Origin of the sequence: Streptomyces sp. NPDC005492 (genome assembly GCF_040605995.1) — a bacterium.
Classification (GTDB): Bacteria; Actinomycetota; Actinomycetes; order Streptomycetales; family Streptomycetaceae; genus Streptomyces.
The window spans coordinates 343,450-360,474 of record NZ_JBEXDX010000001.1 but is presented as its reverse complement, the minus strand read 5'-3'; the positions used below and the strand labels follow the sequence as shown (position 1 = coordinate 360,474).

General features: G+C 70.6%; 16 protein-coding genes, 1 tRNA gene and 1 pseudogene. 3 read left to right on the top strand and 15 right to left on the bottom strand.

From position 1 onward, the window contains the following. Positions 1–44: 44 nt before the first annotated feature. The 4 genes from ABZT04_RS01730 to ABZT04_RS01715 form a co-directional block, all read right to left on the bottom strand. Complete coding sequence (locus ABZT04_RS01730) at positions 45–299, bottom strand: hypothetical protein (protein WP_356051653.1); 255 nt, start codon at positions 297–299, stop codon at positions 45–47. Positions 300–385: 86 nt separating this feature from the next. Then, positions 386–1,273: an SDR family oxidoreductase gene (locus tag ABZT04_RS01725; protein ID WP_356051651.1), complete on the bottom strand. Its 888-nt coding sequence runs from the start codon at positions 1,271–1,273 to the stop codon at positions 386–388. Then, positions 1,270–2,205, bottom strand: coding sequence for an alpha/beta hydrolase (locus tag ABZT04_RS01720; protein ID WP_356051648.1), 936 nt, complete (start codon positions 2,203–2,205; stop codon positions 1,270–1,272). The genes ABZT04_RS01725 and ABZT04_RS01720 overlap by 4 nt, the downstream gene beginning before the upstream one ends. After that, the gene (locus ABZT04_RS01715) at positions 2,202–3,713 is read right to left on the bottom strand and encodes an NAD(P)/FAD-dependent oxidoreductase (RefSeq protein ID WP_356051646.1); all 1,512 of its coding nucleotides are present in this window, start codon (positions 3,711–3,713) and stop codon (positions 2,202–2,204) included. Before ABZT04_RS01715 ends, ABZT04_RS01720 begins: the two co-directional genes overlap by 4 nt. A gap of 132 nt (positions 3,714–3,845) precedes the next feature. Between ABZT04_RS01715 and ABZT04_RS01710 the strand changes: the two genes are divergently transcribed. After that, positions 3,846–4,517 carry a MerR family transcriptional regulator gene (locus ABZT04_RS01710; RefSeq protein ID WP_356051643.1) on the top strand — a complete coding sequence of 224 codons (672 nt, stop codon included), beginning with the start codon at positions 3,846–3,848 and terminating at the stop codon, positions 4,515–4,517. Here the strand turns inward: ABZT04_RS01710 and ABZT04_RS01705 are convergent. After that, on the bottom strand, positions 4,505–5,308 hold the full coding sequence (locus ABZT04_RS01705) for an exodeoxyribonuclease III (RefSeq protein ID WP_356051641.1): 804 nt from the start codon (positions 5,306–5,308) through the stop codon (positions 4,505–4,507). The two genes, ABZT04_RS01710 and ABZT04_RS01705, sit on opposite strands and share 13 nt — an antisense overlap. A gap of 70 nt (positions 5,309–5,378) precedes the next feature. On the opposite strand from ABZT04_RS01705, the gene ABZT04_RS01700 reads away from it, so the two are divergent. Then, a complete protein-coding gene (locus tag ABZT04_RS01700; protein WP_356051638.1) occupies positions 5,379–5,855 on the top strand; it encodes a GNAT family N-acetyltransferase in 477 nt (158 codons plus the stop codon). A gap of 22 nt (positions 5,856–5,877) precedes the next feature. Here the strand turns inward: ABZT04_RS01700 and ABZT04_RS01695 are convergent, their stop codons facing one another. From ABZT04_RS01695 to galU, 9 genes and pseudogenes are all read right to left on the bottom strand, one after another. Beyond that, positions 5,878–6,525, bottom strand: a complete 648-nt coding sequence (locus ABZT04_RS01695; RefSeq protein ID WP_356051636.1) for a response regulator transcription factor — start codon at positions 6,523–6,525, stop codon at positions 5,878–5,880. Then, a pseudogene (locus ABZT04_RS01690) lies at positions 6,525–7,798 on the bottom strand (sensor domain-containing protein). The gene ABZT04_RS01695 and the pseudogene ABZT04_RS01690 overlap by 1 nt, the downstream one beginning before the upstream one ends. Before the next feature lie 91 nt (positions 7,799–7,889). Continuing rightward, positions 7,890–7,963: transfer RNA gene (locus ABZT04_RS01685), tRNA-Ala, on the bottom strand. A 61-nt stretch (positions 7,964–8,024) separates the two neighbouring features. Continuing rightward, positions 8,025–9,272: a gephyrin-like molybdotransferase receptor GlpR gene (gene glpR / locus ABZT04_RS01680; RefSeq protein WP_356051634.1), complete on the bottom strand. Its 1,248-nt coding sequence runs from the start codon at positions 9,270–9,272 to the stop codon at positions 8,025–8,027. Between the two features lie 184 nt (positions 9,273–9,456). Continuing rightward, positions 9,457–10,071, bottom strand: a complete 615-nt coding sequence (locus ABZT04_RS01675) for a GNAT family protein (RefSeq protein ID WP_356051633.1) — start codon at positions 10,069–10,071, stop codon at positions 9,457–9,459. Between the two features lie 20 nt (positions 10,072–10,091). Further along, positions 10,092–10,598 (bottom strand): MogA/MoaB family molybdenum cofactor biosynthesis protein, encoded by a 507-nt coding sequence (locus ABZT04_RS01670; protein WP_356051632.1) that lies wholly within the window; start codon positions 10,596–10,598, stop codon positions 10,092–10,094. Continuing rightward, on the bottom strand, positions 10,595–11,107 hold the full coding sequence (gene moaC, locus ABZT04_RS01665; RefSeq protein WP_019066545.1) for a cyclic pyranopterin monophosphate synthase MoaC: 513 nt from the start codon (positions 11,105–11,107) through the stop codon (positions 10,595–10,597). Before moaC ends, ABZT04_RS01670 begins: the two co-directional genes overlap by 4 nt. A gap of 62 nt (positions 11,108–11,169) precedes the next feature. Beyond that, positions 11,170–12,492, bottom strand: a complete 1,323-nt coding sequence (gene glp / locus ABZT04_RS01660; protein ID WP_356051631.1) for a gephyrin-like molybdotransferase Glp — start codon at positions 12,490–12,492, stop codon at positions 11,170–11,172. Positions 12,493–12,497: 5 nt separating this feature from the next. Continuing rightward, positions 12,498–13,400, bottom strand: a complete 903-nt coding sequence (galU, locus tag ABZT04_RS01655) for a UTP--glucose-1-phosphate uridylyltransferase GalU (protein WP_355905330.1) — start codon at positions 13,398–13,400, stop codon at positions 12,498–12,500. Positions 13,401–13,532: 132 nt separating this feature from the next. Between galU and ABZT04_RS01650 the strand changes: the two genes are divergently transcribed. Next, positions 13,533–14,114 (top strand): 5-formyltetrahydrofolate cyclo-ligase, encoded by a 582-nt coding sequence (locus ABZT04_RS01650; protein WP_356051630.1) that lies wholly within the window; start codon positions 13,533–13,535, stop codon positions 14,112–14,114. 48 nt (positions 14,115–14,162) lie between these two features. Here ABZT04_RS01650 and ABZT04_RS01645 read toward each other — a convergent pair whose 3' ends face one another. Then, positions 14,163–16,913 (bottom strand): penicillin acylase family protein, encoded by a 2,751-nt coding sequence (locus tag ABZT04_RS01645; protein WP_356051628.1) that lies wholly within the window; start codon positions 16,911–16,913, stop codon positions 14,163–14,165. Positions 16,914–17,025: the final 112 nt, after the last annotated feature.

The following is a 17,025-nucleotide window of genomic DNA, read 5'->3' as shown; positions in this document are numbered from 1 at the left end:
AAGGGTGCCCCTCGTCAGGGGCACCCTTCGCTCAGGAAAAGACGTCAGATGTCGTAGTCCTGGTCCATGCGGTCCTGCTGCTCCCGCGCGTCCTGGGACGTACGCTCGACGTCCTCGTCACGCCGCTGACCGCGCTCGCGCTCCTGCTCGCGACCCTCGCGGCCCTCGCGGCCCTGGCCCTGGCCCTGGCCCTGGCCCTGGCCCTGGCGCTGGCCCTGGCCACGCTCCCGACCCATCTTCTCCTTGGCCTTGTTCGCGAGGTCTTCACCCTTGTCCTGGAACTGGTCCTTCATACCCATGTGGGTTCACTCCCGTAAACGGAGGGGATTGGCCCTTGGTCGGGCCTCGACCAGATTCACACGGGCGGACACACTCCGCATTTCGATCAACTACGGTCCGTAGCGCGCGCCTGTTCATCGGCCGCCCCACCTGCGCCGACGAGCCCGGATCGCATCCCCTCCAGCCGGGATCCGAACCGCCGCATCTCCCGCTGCCCCACCGATCCGATGATCCCCGGCAGATACCCGCGCACGCCCTGCATCCCCCGCAGCCACCGCTGCCCGTACACATGACTGGACCGCCGCTCGATGCCGGCGACGATCCGGTCCACGGCGGGGCCCAGCGGATACGTCTTGTTGGCCGGCCACGGCAACCGCTGCCGCAGCTCCCGCATCACCTCGTCCTGGTCGGCCCCGCGCACCATGTCCGTGTCGGTCCACGACAGATACCCGACACCGACGCGCACGCCCTTGTGGCCGACCTCGGCGCGCAGACTGTGCGCGTACGCCTCGACGCCGGACTTGGAGGCGCAGTACGCGCTCATCATCGGCGCGGGTGTGATCGCGGCGAGGGAGGCGATCTGCAGCAGATAGCCGCGGCTCTCCATCAGCACGGGCAGGAACGCCCGCGCGGTCACGGCGGATCCGATGAGGTTGACCTCGATCACCCGCCGCCAGGCCACCGGGTCGGAGTCGAGGAACGGCCCGCCGCTGGCGACGCCCGCGTTGGCGACGACGATGTCGACCTTCCCGAACCGCTCCTTGACCTCGGCGGCGACCCGCGCCATCGCCTCGTGGTCCGTCACGTCGGCGTACCAGTGGCCGCTGTCGGTGTGCAGCCGCTCGGCGACCTGCTTGAGCGCGTCAGGCTCCAGGCCGACCAGCGCCACCTTGGCGCCGCGCGCGGAGAGCTTGCGTGCGAGCAGTTCGCCGACGCCCCTCGCGGCCCCGGTCACGACCGCGACCTGACCCTCCAGGCTCACCCTGTCGCTCATGTGCCCTCCTTGACCTGCTCGGCCTGGTCGAACTCCAGGTAGGTGGCGGTCAGTTCGCGGATCTTCGCGCTGACCAGCTCGGGCGCCTCGACGGGCGTCATGTGGCCGAGCCCCGCCAGCTCGGTGATTCCGACGCACTGCGGCAGCGCGGCGGCCAGCGCCCGTGCGTGCACCGGCGGTGTCATCCGGTCCGCCGTACCGACGACGACCGCGGTGGGCACCGCCAACTCCCGTACGCCGTGGTCGAGATCGAGGGAGTCGAGGACCCGCGACCACGCGTACCGCACCGCTCGTGGACACGCGTGCACGATCCGCGCGCACGCCTCGACCATGTGCGGTGCCGAACCGGGGCCCATGGTCCCGTACTTGAGGATCCGCCGCGCGGCCGGCGTGACCGGCCCGAGCGGCGCCCGGGTCCCGAGGACCTTCCGGGTCAGCCAGGTCCGGGCCCGCCCGGCTCGCAACGGCACGACGAGCGACTCGTCGACCAGCCGCGAACTCCCCGTGCTGCACAGCAGAACGGCCACCGCGTGCTCCCGGAACCGGGCCCGCCCGGCAGCCGCCAGCACGGCCATCCCGCCCATGGAGTGCCCCACGACCACGGCCTTCTCACCGGGCGCGAGCGCCTTCTCCAGTACGGCTTCCAGGTCGTCGGCGAGGGCGTCGGTGCTGTGCGCGACGCTCACCGGGCTGCGTCCGTGGCCCCGTTGGTCGTAGGCGATGACGCGGTGGTCGGCGGACAGGTCCCGGATCTGCGCCGCCCAGAAGGCGGTTGAGCAGGACCAGCCGTGCGCGAGGACGACGGCGGGCGCGTGCTCGGGGCCGTGCACCTCGACGTGCAGCCGGGAGCCGTCGGCCGAGGTGACGGTGAGTTCGCTGACGGGCGCGGGCGGGGCGTAGGGCCCGGACGAGACGTGCAGCAGCCGGCTCATGCGTCCACCACCTCCGCCTGCTCCGCCTTTTTGTCGGCCCGCGCTCGGACGACGTCGTACTCCGTGAGATCCACGCGGCGGGTCGCGCGCCTGAACTCGGTCGTCGTACCGGGCCAGATGGTGGTGTTGCGGCCGTTCGCGTCGAGGTACCAACTGGTGCAGCCGCCGGTGTTCCACACGGTCCGTTTCATCCGTTCCTGCACGCGCCGGTTCCAGGCGCTCACGGCGGTGGGCCGGGCGTCGAGGACCACGCGTCCGCCGAGGACGTCCAACTGTCGTACGTAGTCGGCGAGATAGTTCAACTGGGACTCGATCATGAGGATCATCGAGGAGTTCCCGAGGCCGGTGTTGGGCCCGATGACGGTCATCCAGTTGGGGAATCCGGCGGCGGAGGCGCCGCGCAGGGCCTGCATGCCGTCCTTCCAGGCCTCGGCCAGGGTGCGGCCGTCCGCGCCGACGACCCGGTCGGCGATCGGCATGTCCGTGACGTGGAAGCCGGTGCCGAAGACGATCGCGTCGACCTCGGCCGTGCTGCCGTCGGCGGCGACGACCGTCGAACCGCGGACTTCGCTCAACCCGCTGGTCACGACGTCGACATTGGGCTGGGTGAGGGCGGGATAGTAGGTGCTGGAGAGCAGGATGCGCTTGCAGCCGATGCGGTAGTCGGGGGTGAGTTTGGCGCGCAGCGCCGGGTCCTTGATGGAGCGGGCCATGTTCCGCTTGGCCAACTGCTCCACCAGGCCCAGCTCGTTGGGCCGTTTGGTGAACGCCTGGACCTGCAACTCCCGCAATCCCCACAGGAGTCCGCGGCGGGCCTGGGTGGTGAAGGGCAGTGCGCGGTGCATGGCGCGTTCGGCGCCGCTGATGGCGCGGTCGACGCGGGGCATGACCCAGGGCGGGGTGCGCTGGAAGAGGGTGAGGCGCTCCACCTCGGGCTGGATCGACGGCACGATCTGGATCGCGGAGGCGCCGGTGCCGACCATGGCGACGCGCTTGCCGCGCAGGTCGTAGTCGTGGTCCCAGCGGGCCGAGTGGAAGACCTTGCCGGGGAAGGATTCGAGCCCGGGGACGTCCGGGATCTTGGGGTCGGACAGCGGCCCGGTGGCGGAGACGACGAGGTCGGCGGAGTACGAACCGCCGCTGGTCTCGATGTCCCAGCGCAGTCGCTCCGCGTCCCAGGTCATCATCTTCACTTCGGTGTTGAGGCGGAGGTGGGGCCTGAGCCCGAAGACGTCCGCGACATTCTCCAGATAGGCGCGGATGTGCCCCTGCCCGGAGAAGGTGCGCGGCCAGTCGGCGTTCGGCGCGAAGGAGAACGAGTACAGATGGGACGGTACGTCGCAGGCGCACCCCGGATAGCTGTTGTCCCGCCAGGTCCCGCCCACGCTGTCGGCGCGCTCCAGGACGACGAAGTCGGTGACGCCCTCGCGCCGCAGCCGCACCGCGGCCCCCAGCCCACCGAACCCGGACCCGATCACCGCCACCCGCACATGCTCGTGTTCGGTCATCCCGTGCCCTTCCCTACGACCATGCGACCACGCCAGTGAACACTGGCGCAATCGGAGCGTAGAGCAGCTCCGTACTCATGGGTAGGGGGCAGCACGAGGAAAGTTACTGAGGGTACGACGTAGGGTGCGGGCGTGGCGGAGAACACCGAGAAGCGCGAATACCGCATGGAGGAGCTGGCCGAGGCGGCCGGCATCACGGTGCGCACCCTGCGCTTCTACCGCGAGCGCAAACTCATCCACCCGCCCCGCCGGGAGGGCCGTATCGCCTGGTACGACGAGACCCACCTGGCCCGGCTGCGCACCATCTCGGCGCTGCTCGAACGCGGCCACACCCTCAACGGCATCGCGGAACTGGCCGAGGCCTTCGACCACGGCCGCAACGTGGGCGAGCTGCTGGGCCTCGGCGCGCCCACCGAGGAGACCCCGGTCCGGCTCACCCCGGAGGCCCTCGCCGACTACTTCGGCGACCAGGCCACCCCGGAGAACTTCGCCGCCTCGCTCGAACTCGGCTATCTCGGCACCGACGGCGGCGAGATCGTCCACATCAGCCGCCGCCTCCTGGATGTCACGGCCGCGCTGGTGCGCGAGGGCATCCCGCTCGCCGACGTGCTCAGCGCGGGCCGCCGCGTCCGCGAGCACACCGAGTCCCTCGCGGAACTCTTCGCCGACCTGGTGCTCACCCGGGGCGGCACGACGGAGGATCTGCAACGGCTGCGGCCACTGGCGAAGAGCGTGGTGGAGGCGGAGCTGTCGCTGGCGATGGACCGGCGACTGCAGTCCGGCCAGGGCCCTCAGAGGTCGTAGACCACGGTGACCGGCGCGTGGTCCGACCAGCGCTCCTCGTGTGTGGCCGCGCGCTCGACGTACCCCTTGACCGCCTTGGCGGCGAGCCCGGGGGTCGTCACGTGGTAGTCGATGCGCCAGCCGCTGTCGTTGTCGAAGGCCCGGCCCCGGTAGGACCACCACGAGTACGGCCCGTCCACGTCCGGGTGCAGGGCCCGTACGACGTCGACGTACCCGCCGTTCTCGGCCGCGAGGACACCGCTCAGCCACTCGCGCTCCTCCGGCAGGAACCCGGAGTTCTTCTGGTTGGCGCGCCAGTTCTTGAGGTCGGCGGGCTGGTGGGCGATGTTCCAGTCACCGCAGACGAGGACCTCGCGGCCGTCGGCGGCGGCCCGTTCCCGCAGGCCCTTCAGGTGGGCGAGGAACTCACCCATGAAGCGGACCTTCTCGTCCTGCCGCTCGGTGCCGACCTCGCCGGAGGGCAGATACAGGCTCGCGACCGTGACACCGGGCAGGTCGGCCTCGACATACCGGCCACTGCCGTCGAACTCGGCCGACCCGAAGCCGATCCGGACGTGGTCCGGCTCCCGGCGCGTATAGAGGGAGACACCCGCGCGCCCCTTGGCGGCGGCCGGCGCGTGCACGACATACCAGCCCTCGGGGGCACGGACCTGCTCCGGCAACTGCTGCGGCTCGGCTCGCACCTCCTGGAGGCAGAGCACATCGGCGGAGGTCCCGGCGAGCCACTCCACGAAGCCCTTCTTCGCGGCGGCCCGCAGTCCGTTCACATTGGCAGAGGTCACAGTGAGCACTCCGGCACGATACCGGCACACCGGACGGAGCCCCCGATCCCTCCTTTCACAGAGAAGTACGATTCTCCGCGTGAATATTCGACCCGTCCCGTTCGACCACCCCGACGCCGTCAAGCTGAACGACCAGGTCCAGGCGGAGTACCACGCCCGCTACGGCGACGGCGGCGACGCCACCACCCTGGAACCGTCGCACTTCCAGCCCCCGAACGGGGTCTACCTGATCGCGTACGACGAGCAGGACGCCCCCGTCGCCACCGGCGGCTGGCGCGCCCAGGACGCGAACGGCGAGGGCAACGAGGACGGCGACGCCGAGCTGAAGCGGATGTACGTCGTCGAGCACGCGCGCGGTCTGGGCCTCGCCCGCCGCATACTGGCCGCCCTGGAGGCGGACGCCCGCGCGGCCGGCCGTATCCGCATGGTCCTGGAGACGGGCACCAAGCAGCCGGAGGCCATCGCCCTCTACACGTCCAGTGGCTACGAGCCCTGCGTGCGCTTCGGCTACTACCGCTTCCACGAGGACAGCCTGTGCTTCGCGAAGGCGCTGTGACCGGTGTCTCGGCGGGTGTGGCTCAGCTTCTCAGGTAGGTGAGCACGGCCAGCACCCGGCGGTGCACGTCGTCGGCCGGCGGCAGGTCCAGCTTGGCGAGGATGCTGCCTATGTGCTTGCCGACGGCTGCCTCGGTGACCACCAGCTCGCGGGCTATCGCGCCGTTCGACCGGCCCTGCGCGACCTGCCCCAGCACCTCCCGCTCGCGCGGGGTCAGCCGCGCCAGCGGATCACGGCGCCGGCGCAGCAACTGCCGTACGACTTCCTGGTCCACGACCGTGCCCCCGGCCGCGACCTCGCGCAGGGCGTCCACGAACTCCTCGACCTGGCCGACCCGGTCCTTGAGCAGATAGCCGACGCCGGTCCCGTCCCCGGAGTCGAGCAGCTCGGCCGCGTACGCGCGCTGCACATACTGACTGAGTACCAGCACCGGCAGCCCGGGCCGCCCCGCCCGCAGCCGCACCGCCGCGTGCAGTCCCTCGTCCTGGAATCCGGGCGGCATCCGCACATCCGTCACCACGATGTCGGGAGCGTGCTCGGCGACGGCGGCCACCAGCGCGTCCGCGTCCCCTACGGCGGCCACCACCTCGTGCCCGAACCGGGCGAGCAGCGCGACGATCCCGTCCCGCAGCAGCACGCTGTCCTCGGCCAGCACGACACGCAGCGCCATCAGTCCCCCCTCCCCTCGGCCACAGCGCAGGGAATGTCCACGCGCAGGACCGTCGGACCCCCCACCGGGCTCGACACCGAAAGTCTGCCATCCAGCACTGACACCCGGTCCCCGAGCCCGGTCAGCCCGCTCCCCCGCCCGGCGTCCGCGCCCCCCACCCGTCGTCCCGCACCTCCAACACCAGCCGCCCGTCCCGGTGTTCGCCCCGCACCCCGGCCCGCGCGGCCCCGCTGTGCCGGTCGACGTTGGCAAGGGCCTCGCAGACGACGAAGTAGGCGGTGGCCTCGACGGCCGGCGGAAGCCGCCCGGGCAGCTCCAGTTCGAGATCGACGGGTACGGCGCTCCGGTCGGCGGCATCGGCGACGGCGGCTTCGAGGCCGTAGTCGACCAGTACTTGGGGGTGGATGCCGTGGATCAGCTCACGCAGCTCGGCGAGCGCGCGCCCGGCCTCGTCGTGGGCCCTGGCGAGCTGGTCGGCGAGGGGGCCGGGCGGTGCGTCAAGCCGGGCCAGACCGAGCGTCACGGTGAGCGCGACGAGCCGCTGCTGGGCGCCGTCGTGCAGATCGCGCTCGATCCGCCGCCGCTCGGCCTCGAACGCGTCCACCAACCGCCCACGGGAGCGAGCGAGTTCGACCACCCGCAGTCCCAACTCCTCGCGATCGGGCCCCAGCAGCAGCCGGGTCAGCCCGCCCCGCGCCCCGGCGACGACCCCGAGGGCGTAGAGCCCGGGCGCCAGCAGCACGAGCCCGAGCAGGGCGACCCCGGCGGCGGCCGGCCAGGTGGTGACCGTCCACACCTTGAGCACCTTGGCCTCGCCGTCGCCCATCAGCGCGGGCGTCCCCAGCATGGCCAGCGGGGCGCCGAGCCCAAGGCCGACCGCGAGCGCGTCGAGCGGCCACAGCACGAGCGCGAACAGCAGCGTGTACGCCAACTCCCGCCAGGTCGCCCGCTCCCGCAACCGTGTCGTCAGCCAGCCGCGCAACCCCGGCTCGACCGGCACCCGGTGCGGCCCCGGCACCGGCTCCCGGTCGACAAGCCTCAACCTGTACCGCTCGGCGACAGCCACAGGTATCCCGGCGAGCGCGGTGAGCACGAGCAACGGCACCCCCACGAGCACGACGGCCAGCACACCCCCGCCGACGACCCCGGCCGACACCGCCACCAGCACGACGACCCCACCGACCGCCCCGCTCCCGAGATACAGCACGGCCCGCCACGGCCACACCGACCACAGAAACCGACGCCACACCAGGGCCTGCCAGACGGTTCGCATGCGGATCACCGTAGAAGGAGGGGTGGTTGCGGGGCTCCGTACATGCGAAAATCCCGCCCGATCATCAGATCGGACGGGATCTTCATTGCGGTGGACCTGTGGGGATTTGAACCCCAGACCCCCTCGATGCGAACGAGGTGCGCTACCAGACTGCGCCACAGGCCCTTGCAACGAGTGAAACTCTAGCATCCCCCTCAGGGTGCTTGGAAATCCGTTCCGTGCCTGGTCACTCGTTGGCCGCGCGGGGCCGCTCGCCGTCCTCGTACTGGTCGAACAGGGGGGTGCGACCGCGCTCGCGGGCGCGGCGGGCGGAGGCCGCGCGGCGGGCGTCGGTGCGGCCGTCCGCCGACGGTTTGTCGTCCGACGGGTCCTCCGCGTCCTCGTCGTGGGCCACCGTCTCCTGCTCCGGGGACACCGCGCTGGAGCGCGCGGAGCTCCACGCGTCGGGTGCACCGAGGTCCACGTCGGACGTGGCGCGCGGCGCGACCGGCGCGGTGACGTACGTCGGCAGGGGTACCGGTACCGGGTCCCAACTGTCGCCCTGGCCCGGCCGGTGCTGCCGCTCGCGCTGCTGGTCGACCCACTCGGCGTGGTCGGTCTGCTCGACCAGGGCACGGCGGTCGGCGGCGAGCGCGGACATCCCGGGGTCCGTGTCCGCGTCGGGTCCCTCGTCGGCGTCGTCGATCCCGGCGTCCACGGAGGCGCGCCGGCGCGTCTGACGCTCCCGCAGTCGCTGCGCGGCGACTTCGGCCTGGCGCCGGTCCATCTGGTAGGCGAAGCGGCGGCGTTCCTGGGAGCGCAAGTAGGCGATGTATCCGCTGAGCAGCACCGCCGGTACGCCGGGCGCCCACAGGAGGGTCAGCCCGCCGACCGCCGCGACGACCGCGCCGAGTGTGAAGGCGAGGAAGAGCATCACGGTGGTACGTCGGCGGCGCGCAAGCACCTTCACCCGCCGGGCGCGCGCCGCGGCGGCTTCCTCGGCGGGGGTGCGCCGCGCACCGGGGACGCGCTTGCGTGCGGGCGCGGGCTTGGGCGCGGGTGCGGATTTGGGTGCTTGGGCGGGGACGGGGGCTTGCTGGGCTGCCGGTTTGGCCGCTTGGTCGCGCGCCGGTTCGCGAACCGGCGCGCGCTCCGGTTCCCGCGCCGCTTCCGGCCGGTCCTGGCTCTGCCGGCGAACCGGTGCGTGCACCTGGGGACGGGCCGGTGGCATGGCGAAGGCCCGGACGTCCACCGAGTCGGTGACAACGTCCGGCACGACGGCGCTGGGCTCCCCCTCCTCGGTGGAGCGCGCCCGCAGGTCCTTGGCGTACCGGCGCTCCATTCCCGCCCGTCCGGACAGCAGCCGGATGGCGGTGCTGAAGCGTTCCGTCGGACGGGCCTCGTTCAGCTCGTCCTGCCTACGGAGCCACATCGGCACCAAGTAGGCGGCCCAGGCCCCGACAATGACTGCGTAGATGAGGCCGCTGCTGCTCACGCCTCACACGGTAGAGGGGTTTGCGTGAGGCCATCTGCCAATTGAGCCGGTGTGTCGCACGATCCGGCTGATATTTCGAGCTTTTTTTGTGACCGATGCGATCAACAGGCCGCCGAGTTGGCGAATTCATTGCCCCAAGGCGGTCATCCGGCGATCACATTCGAACACTCATTCAATTTCCGCGCTATGCGGGATTGTCGTGCGGGGTGCTCCGGGAGCGTGCCCGCTGCCAGCGGCTCAGCAAACCCTCGGGCACCTCTTCCGCGGTGAGCGCGAAGACGAGGTGGTCGCGCCAGGCGCCGTCGATGTGGAGATAACGGGGCCTGAGCCCCTCCTCACGGAATCCGAGTTTCTCGACGACCCGACGGCTCGGGCCGTTCTCCGGGCGAATGCAGACCTCGATGCGGTGCAGTCCGACGGCCCGGAAACAGTGGTCCACCACAAGCGCCACGGACGTCGGCATCACCCCGCGCCCGGCCACCGACTCGTCCACCCAGTAACCGATATGGCCCGAGCACATCGAACCCCAGGTGATCCCGGCGACCGTCAACTGCCCGACCAGGCGCCCCTGGTATTCGATGACGAAGGGCAGCATCCGGCCCGAGTTGGCCTCGGAGCGCAGATGCCGGACCATCTGCCGGTACGTCGGCCGGTGTGCGATCGGCCCGCTGGGCGTGGGCGGCGGAATGGTCGCCTCCCAGGGGCGCAGCCAGTCCCGGTTGCGCCGGTTGACCTCGCGCCAGGCCCGCTGGTCGCGGAGTTTTATCGGCCGCAGGACGATGTCACCGTCCACCAGCACGGCGGGCCAGGATGGGCTGTTCAGCTCGCACCCCCACTGGTGTCGGCGGGTCTGGGGTGATCGCCGCCGCGGATCTGGTCCACGGCGTGCGCCAGCAGGGGCTCCAGGACGGCGAGGCCGTCCTTCACCCCGCCGGTGGAACCGGGCAGGTTGACGATCAGTGTGCGCCCGGCGACTCCGGCCAGGCCCCGGGACAGGGCCGCGGTCGGCACCTTCTCCCGTCCGAACGCCCGGATGGCCTCGGCGATGCCCGGCACCTCGTAGTCGATCACCGCGCGGGTCGCCTCGGGGGTGCGGTCGGTGGGCGAGACGCCGGTGCCACCGGTGGTGACGACGGCGTCGTAACCGGCTGCTACGGCGGCCCGCAGGGCGGACTCGACGGGGGCGCCGTCGGGGACGACCTGCGGCCCGTCGACGGCGAAGCCGAAGCCCTTGAGGCCGTCGGCGATCAAGGGGCCGCCCTTGTCCTCGTAGACCCCGGCGGCGGCCCGGTTGGAGGCGGTGAGCACCAGCGCGCGGTACGTCATGTCCGGCTCCAGTCGCCCGACTTGCCGCCCGTCTTCTCCTCGACCCTCACGTCCGTGATGACCGCTCCCTTGTCGACCGCCTTGACCATGTCGATCACGGTGAGCGCCGCGACGGAGACCGCGGTGAGCGCCTCCATCTCGACGCCCGTGCGGTCCGTCGTCTTCACGGTGGCCCGGATCCGTACGGCGTCGTCCGCGACTGACAGATCCAGTTTCACACCCGACACCGACAACGGGTGGCAGAGCGGGATCAGATCCGGGGTGCGCTTGGCACCCATGATCCCCGCGATGCGAGCGGTGGCCAGGGCGTCGCCCTTGGGGACCCCCTCGCCGCGCAGCAGTTCGACCACGCGGGGCGAGACGAGGACGCGTCCGCTGGCGGTGGCGGTACGCGCGGTCACGTCCTTCCCGGACACGTCGACCATCCGGGCGGCGCCCGCGTCGTCGATGTGCGTCAGCCGGTCTTGCTCAAGGGGTCCGGGGGTGTCCCCCCGGAAAGGCTCAGTCATGCTGTGTGGCGCTCCCGGTCCGGGCGTGTTGTGCGCGACACGGTACCGCCAACCGCGCCTGCTCAGCGGAGCAGGACCACCTGGACCTCGGTGCCGGGCTCGACGGACACGACGTCCTCGGGGACGACGATCAGCGAGTCGGCCAGCGCGAGGGCGGCGACCAGGTGCGATCCGGCGCCGCCGACCGGGGTCACCTCGCCGTCGGCGTACGTCCCGCGCAAGAACTGTCTGCGGCCCTTGGGCGAGGTCAGCGCCTTGTCGGTGGTGAGGGTGGCCCGGGTCGTCGGTCGGTGGACGTCGTCCAGGCCCATCAGGGTGCGGATCGCGGGGCGGACGAACAGCTCGAAGGAGACGTACGACGACACCGGGTTGCCGGGGAGCGCGAGCAGCGGGGTGTGGTCGGGGCCGATGGAGCCGAAGCCCTGGGGTTTGCCGGGCTGCATGGCGAGCTTGCGGAAGTCGATCCCGGCGCCCTCCTCGTCCTCGTCGCCCACCGAGGACAGGGCCTCCTTGACGACGTCGTACGCTCCGACGCTCACGCCGCCGGTGGTGACCAGGAGGTCGGCGCGGACGAGCTGGTCCTCGATGGTGGAGCGGAGCGTCTCGGCGTCGTCGGCGACGGCGCCGACCCGGTAGGCGATGGCGCCGGCGTCGCGGGCGGCGGCGGTGAGGGCGAAGCTGTTGGAGTCGTAGATCTGGCCACTGCCCAACTGCTCGTCGGGCTGGACGAGTTCGCTGCCGGTGGACATGACGACCACGCGCGGGCGGGGGCGGACGCGGACCGTGCCGCGGCCGATCGCGGCGAGCAGGGCGATCTGCGGCGGGCCGAGGATCGTGCCGGCGTCCAGGGCGCGGTCGCCGGCCTTCACGTCACTGCCCTTCGCGCGGACGTGCGCGCGTGCCTCGGCCGAGCGGTACACCTGCACGTGTCCGCCGGCCGCCTCGGGGTCCTGGCCGCGGGCCCGCATACCGGTGACCGGGCCCTCGCCGAGGCCTCCGTCGGTCCACTCCACGGGGACCACGGCCTCGGCGCCGGGCGGGAGCGGGGCGCCGGTCATGATGCGGGCGGCCTGGCCGGGGCCCACATGGAGGGGTTCGGACTGGCCCGCCGCGACGTCGCCGACGACCGTCAGGACGGCCGGGTACTCCTCGCTCGCGCCCGCCACGTCTGTGACGCGCACCGCGTATCCGTCCATCGAGCTGTTGTCGAAGGGCGGGAGCGAGACCGGCACCGTGATGTCCTCGACCAGGACGCACCCCTGGGCGTCGAGCAGTTGCAGCTCGATGGGTTCCAGAGGGCGGACGGTCGCGAGGATGTCCTCCAGGTGCTCGTCCACCGACCAGAGGTGGTCCGGTCCTGGGGTGCGGGTCGCGGCGGTGCTCAACGTTGCTACATCTCCTCGGCTACGTAACTGCGAAGCCAGGCGCGGAAGTCCGGGCCCAGGTCTTCACGTTCGCACGCGAGTCTGACAATGGCACGCAGATAGTCGCCCCGGTCGCCGGTGTCATAACGACGGCCCTTGAAGACGACCCCGTGCACCGGGCCGCCGATCTTCTCGTCCGTGGCGAGCTGCTGGAGGGCGTCGGTGAGCTGGATCTCGCCGCCGCGGCCGGGCTCGGTCTTGCGGAGTATGTCGAAGATGGTGGGGTCGAGGACATAGCGGCCGATGACCGCGTAGTTCGACGGGGCGTCGGCCGCGTCCGGCTTCTCGACCAGGCCGGTGACCTTGACGACGTCGGCGTCCCCGGTGACCTCGACGGCCGCGGAGCCATAGAGGTGGATCTGCTCGGGCGCGACCTCCATGAGGGCGATGACGCTGCCGCCGTGCTGCTCCTGGACCTCGACCATGCGCGCGAGGAGGGGGTCGCGGGGGTCGATCAGGTCGTCGCCGAGGAGGACGGCGAAGGGCTCGTGGCCGACGTGCGGGGCCGCGCACAGGACGGCGTGGCCGAGGCCCCTGGGGTCGCCCTGGCGGACGTAGTGCATGGTCGCGAGGTCGCTCGACTCCTGGACCTTGGCGAGCCGGCTCGCGTCGCCCTTCTTCTGGAGGGCGGATTCGAGTTCGTAGTTGCGGTCGAAGTGGTCCTCAAGAGGGCGCTTGTTGCGTCCGGTGATCATGAGGACGTCGTCGAGCCCAGCCGACACGGCCTCTTCGACCACGTACTGGATCGCGGGCTTGTCCACGACCGGCAGCATCTCCTTGGGAGTTGCCTTCGTGGCCGGCAGGAACCTGGTGCCGAGACCGGCTGCGGGAATGACAGCCTTGCTGATCCTGGGGTGCGACTGAGTCATGCCCGAACCTTATCCGGTGCCTTTGTGCTGAATCTGTGGCTCCGGTTAAAACGCTCTCATATGAGCACATAAGGAAGGATGCGGGTGGGACCTGTGCGTCACCTAGGCCATGAAGCCGAGCCTGACAAGCGAATGTTGCGACAAGAGTTCCTCACGGTGAGGAACAGGTTGACGGCCGATGACGTGCGGGCGGCCGGCCGCGCGCTCGCCGATCGCGCGCTGGAACTGCCGGAGTTGGCACGGGCGCGCACGGTGGCCGCGTACGTCTCCGTGGGGAGCGAACCCGGAACGCTCGCGCTCCTGGACGCCCTCCGCGCGCGGGGGGTCGAGGTCCTGCTTCCCGTGCTGCTCCCGGACAACGACCTGGACTGGGGTGCCTACGGCGGCGAGGGCTCGCTCGCGCGGGTCCAACACGGCGGACGGATGGCCCTGTTCGAGCCGTCCGGGGAGCGGCTTGGCCCGGAGGCCGTGGCCGCCGCCGACGTCGTCCTGCTGCCCGGCCTGGCGGTCGACGGGCGCGGGATGCGCCTGGGGCGCGGCGGGGGGTCGTACGACCGCGTGCTGGCACGGCTGGAGCGGACGGGTGCGCATCCCGCGCTGATGGTGCTGCTGTACGACTCCGAGGTCGTCGGACACGTCCCCTCGGAGGCGCACGACCGGCCGGTGCGGGCGGCGGTGACACCGAGCGGGGTGCACCGGTTCCCGGAGAACTGAAAATGGCCCTCCACGCGCGCGTGGAGGGCCATTTCAGATGTCAGCGGCTCACGGTTTCAGCACCAGGGTGTCGCTCGTGCTGCCGTCGACCGCCTTGTCCGAGAACGACCAGGACAGCAGCTCACCGTTGACCCACTTGCTGGTCTGGTCGGTGTAGTGCGCGCTGTAGGCGTGTCCGGAGGCCCCGGTGAGGTTGATCCACTTGGACTTGTCGAAGTCGTCGAGGTTGACCACCATGCGCATCGACGGCACCCAGACGACTCCGTAGCCACCGGCCGCGTTCCAGCCGGTCGCGTTGACCGTGGCCTCGCCGCCGCTGAGCTTCCAGGGGCCGCGGTTGAGGACGTACTGGACGATGCCGGGGCCGTCGGTGCCCAGGGTCTGGTTCTTCAGGAACAGGCGGTGCAGCCGGCCCCAGCTCCAGGTGTCGATGTCCTTGCCGAGCTTGGCGGTCAGCTCCCAGCGGGCGTCGATCATGGCGCGCTTGAACAACTGGTTCATGTTGCTCGCTGCCGGACGGGTGCCCGAGGCGGGCGTCTTCCACCAGTCGCTGTTCGGGTCGTCCATGAGCGTGCGCACGACCTCGAACCAGCGGTCGCCGCCGTCCGGCTGCGCCTGGTCCGCGTCGCGCTCGCCGCACTCGCGCACCTTCTGGTTGGTCTCGTCGGCGGGACCGGTGGTGTCGACCGGCGAGACCAGCAGGCACTGGCCCTTGACCCGCAGCTCCTTGGGCAGCTTGTTGCCGAAGGCGAGCTTGAGGATGTTGCGCCAGACCGAGTTGAAGTAGGCGGCCGCCGCCGAGTCGGCGTCCTGGGTGTAGTCCCAGCCCTCCAGGAGCTTCTGCGCCTCGCGCACGTCCGCGTCGGACTCGTCGATCTTCAGCAGCTTGGGCACGAGCAGCTTGGCGATCTCACTGCTGTCGTCGAGCTGCATCTGCCGCATGTCGTCGGTGGAGATCTTGCCGCCGCCGTCGATCTTCGACTGGATCAGGTCGGTGATGCGCTGGCTGCGGGTGCCGTAGCCCCAGTCCGTGGTGAGCGTGTAGGGGTACTTGTCCTTGTCGATCACGGCCTGGTTGGCGGTGACGATGTAGCCGCGTTTCGGGTTGTACTCGTACGGCAGAGCGGCCTGCGGAATGTAGCCGGTCCAGTCGTACTTGGAGTCCCAGCCGGGCACCGGCAGCGAGCCGTCGCCCTTCCCGCGCGTGGGGATCTTGCCGGGCAGCGTGTAGCCGATGTTGTTCTTGGTGTCGGCGTAGACGAGGTTCTGCGAGGGCACGTCGAACTTCGTGGAGGCCGCGCGGAAGTCGCTCCAGTCGGACGCCTTGTCCATGGCGAAGACGGCGTCCATGGTGGTGCCCGGGTCCTCCGCGGTCCAGCGCAGGGCGATGCCGTAGCCGTCGCCTCTATCGGGGGCCGCTGTGTCGACGGCGGCCTTCTTGCCGACCTTCACCAGTTCGTCGTCGCGGTCGGACAGCAGTGGGCCGTTGTTGGTCTCCCGGACGACGATCTTCTTGGACGTGCCGCCGGCGACCTTGATGGTCTCCGTGCGGGTCGTGAAGGGCTTCGTCGTGCCGTCGTACAGGTAGCCGTCGCCGGAGAGCTTCTCCAGGTAGAGGTCGGTGGTGTCGACCCCGGAGTTGGTCATGCCCCAGGCGATGTTCTGGTTGTGGCCGATGACGACGCCGGGCATGCCCGCGAAGGTGTAGCCGGTGACGTCGTACTGGCACTTGCTGGAGACCGCGCGGCAGTGCAGGCCCATCTGGTACCAGACGGACGGCAGCGAGGCTTCCAGGTGGGGATCGTTGGCCAGGAGCGGCTTGCCGGTAATGGTGTACTTCCCGGCGACGACCCAGGAGTTGGAGCCGATGCCCTGGCCGTTCACGCCAACGGCCGTCGGAAGGTCGTCCAGGACGTTCGAGAGGCCCGAGAGCTGGCTCGTGAGGGCCGAGCCGGACGAGGACGACGAGGAGCCCGTGGTGCCGCTCGTGGACGTGCCGCTGGAGCTGTCGCCGCCGTCGAAGGTCTTGGTGTACTGGTCGTACTCGCCCTCGGTGACGATCGGCTGGTTGCGGCTGTACGGGTACTCCGGGTACAGGTCGGAAATCTGCTTCGGGCCGAGGCGGGTGGTCATCAGGGCGCGGTCGATCTCGTCCTGCATGTTGCCGCGCAGGTCCCAGGCCATCGCCTTGAGCCACGCGACGGAGTCGACCGGGGTCCACTTCTCGGGCTTGTAGTCGTTGGTGAAGCCGAGGGCCGCGTACTCCAGGGAGATGTCCTTGCCGTCCTTGCCCTGGAGGTAGGCGTTGACCCCCTTGGCGTAGGCCTGGAGATACTTCTTCGTGGAGGCCGACAGCGTGGTGTCGTACTCCTTCTTGGCCACCCGGTCCCAGCCCAGGGTGCGCAGGAACTCGTCGTTCTTGACCTGGCCCTTGCCGAACATCTCCGACAGTCGCCCGGCGGTCATGTGCCGCCGCACGTCCATCTCGTAGAACCGGTCCTGGGCCTGGACGTAGCCCTGCGCCATGAACAGGTCCGCGTCGGAGGACGCGTAGATCTGCGGGATGCCGTAGCTGTCACGCTTGACGTCGACGGGTCCGGACAGGCCGTCGAGCGTGATCGAGCCCGTGGTCTGCGGCAGGGACGCGCGGACGGTGCTGACGGACCAGTACGCGCCGTAGGCGATGCCCCCGATGATGGCCATGACCAGGACGAGAACCAATAGACGGGCTTTGCGCCCCTTTTTCCTGCCGGACTTGCCGGGCTTATGACCCGATGAGGCGGTGGTGTTGGGGGGCATCGCTGTCCTTGCTGTCCTAACGCGAGCGGCAGGGCGGGCTGTGCTTTTGACTGAGCGCTGGAGCAACCATAGGCGCAGGGTTCCGAGCGACTTGACGCGGAGTCGGGTACCG

Coding starts and splice junctions, on each gene's coding strand:
- ABZT04_RS01730 (WP_356051653.1), bottom strand. CDS start 299: ATGGGTATGAAGGACCAGTTCCAGGACAAGGGTGAAGACCTCGCGAAC.
- ABZT04_RS01725 (WP_356051651.1), bottom strand. CDS start 1,273: ATGAGCGACAGGGTGAGCCTGGAGGGTCAGGTCGCGGTCGTGACCGGG.
- ABZT04_RS01720 (WP_356051648.1), bottom strand. CDS start 2,205: ATGAGCCGGCTGCTGCACGTCTCGTCCGGGCCCTACGCCCCGCCCGCG.
- ABZT04_RS01715 (WP_356051646.1), bottom strand. CDS start 3,713: ATGACCGAACACGAGCATGTGCGGGTGGCGGTGATCGGGTCCGGGTTC.
- ABZT04_RS01695 (WP_356051636.1), bottom strand. CDS start 6,525: ATGGCGCTGCGTGTCGTGCTGGCCGAGGACAGCGTGCTGCTGCGGGAC.
- ABZT04_RS01670 (WP_356051632.1), bottom strand. CDS start 10,598: ATGACGTACCGCGCGCTGGTGCTCACCGCCTCCAACCGGGCCGCCGCC.
- moaC (WP_019066545.1), bottom strand. CDS start 11,107: ATGACTGAGCCTTTCCGGGGGGACACCCCCGGACCCCTTGAGCAAGAC.
- galU (WP_355905330.1), bottom strand. CDS start 13,400: ATGACTCAGTCGCACCCCAGGATCAGCAAGGCTGTCATTCCCGCAGCC.
- ABZT04_RS01650 (WP_356051630.1), top strand. CDS start 13,533: ATGTTGCGACAAGAGTTCCTCACGGTGAGGAACAGGTTGACGGCCGAT.
- ABZT04_RS01645 (WP_356051628.1), bottom strand. CDS start 16,913: ATGCCCCCCAACACCACCGCCTCATCGGGTCATAAGCCCGGCAAGTCC.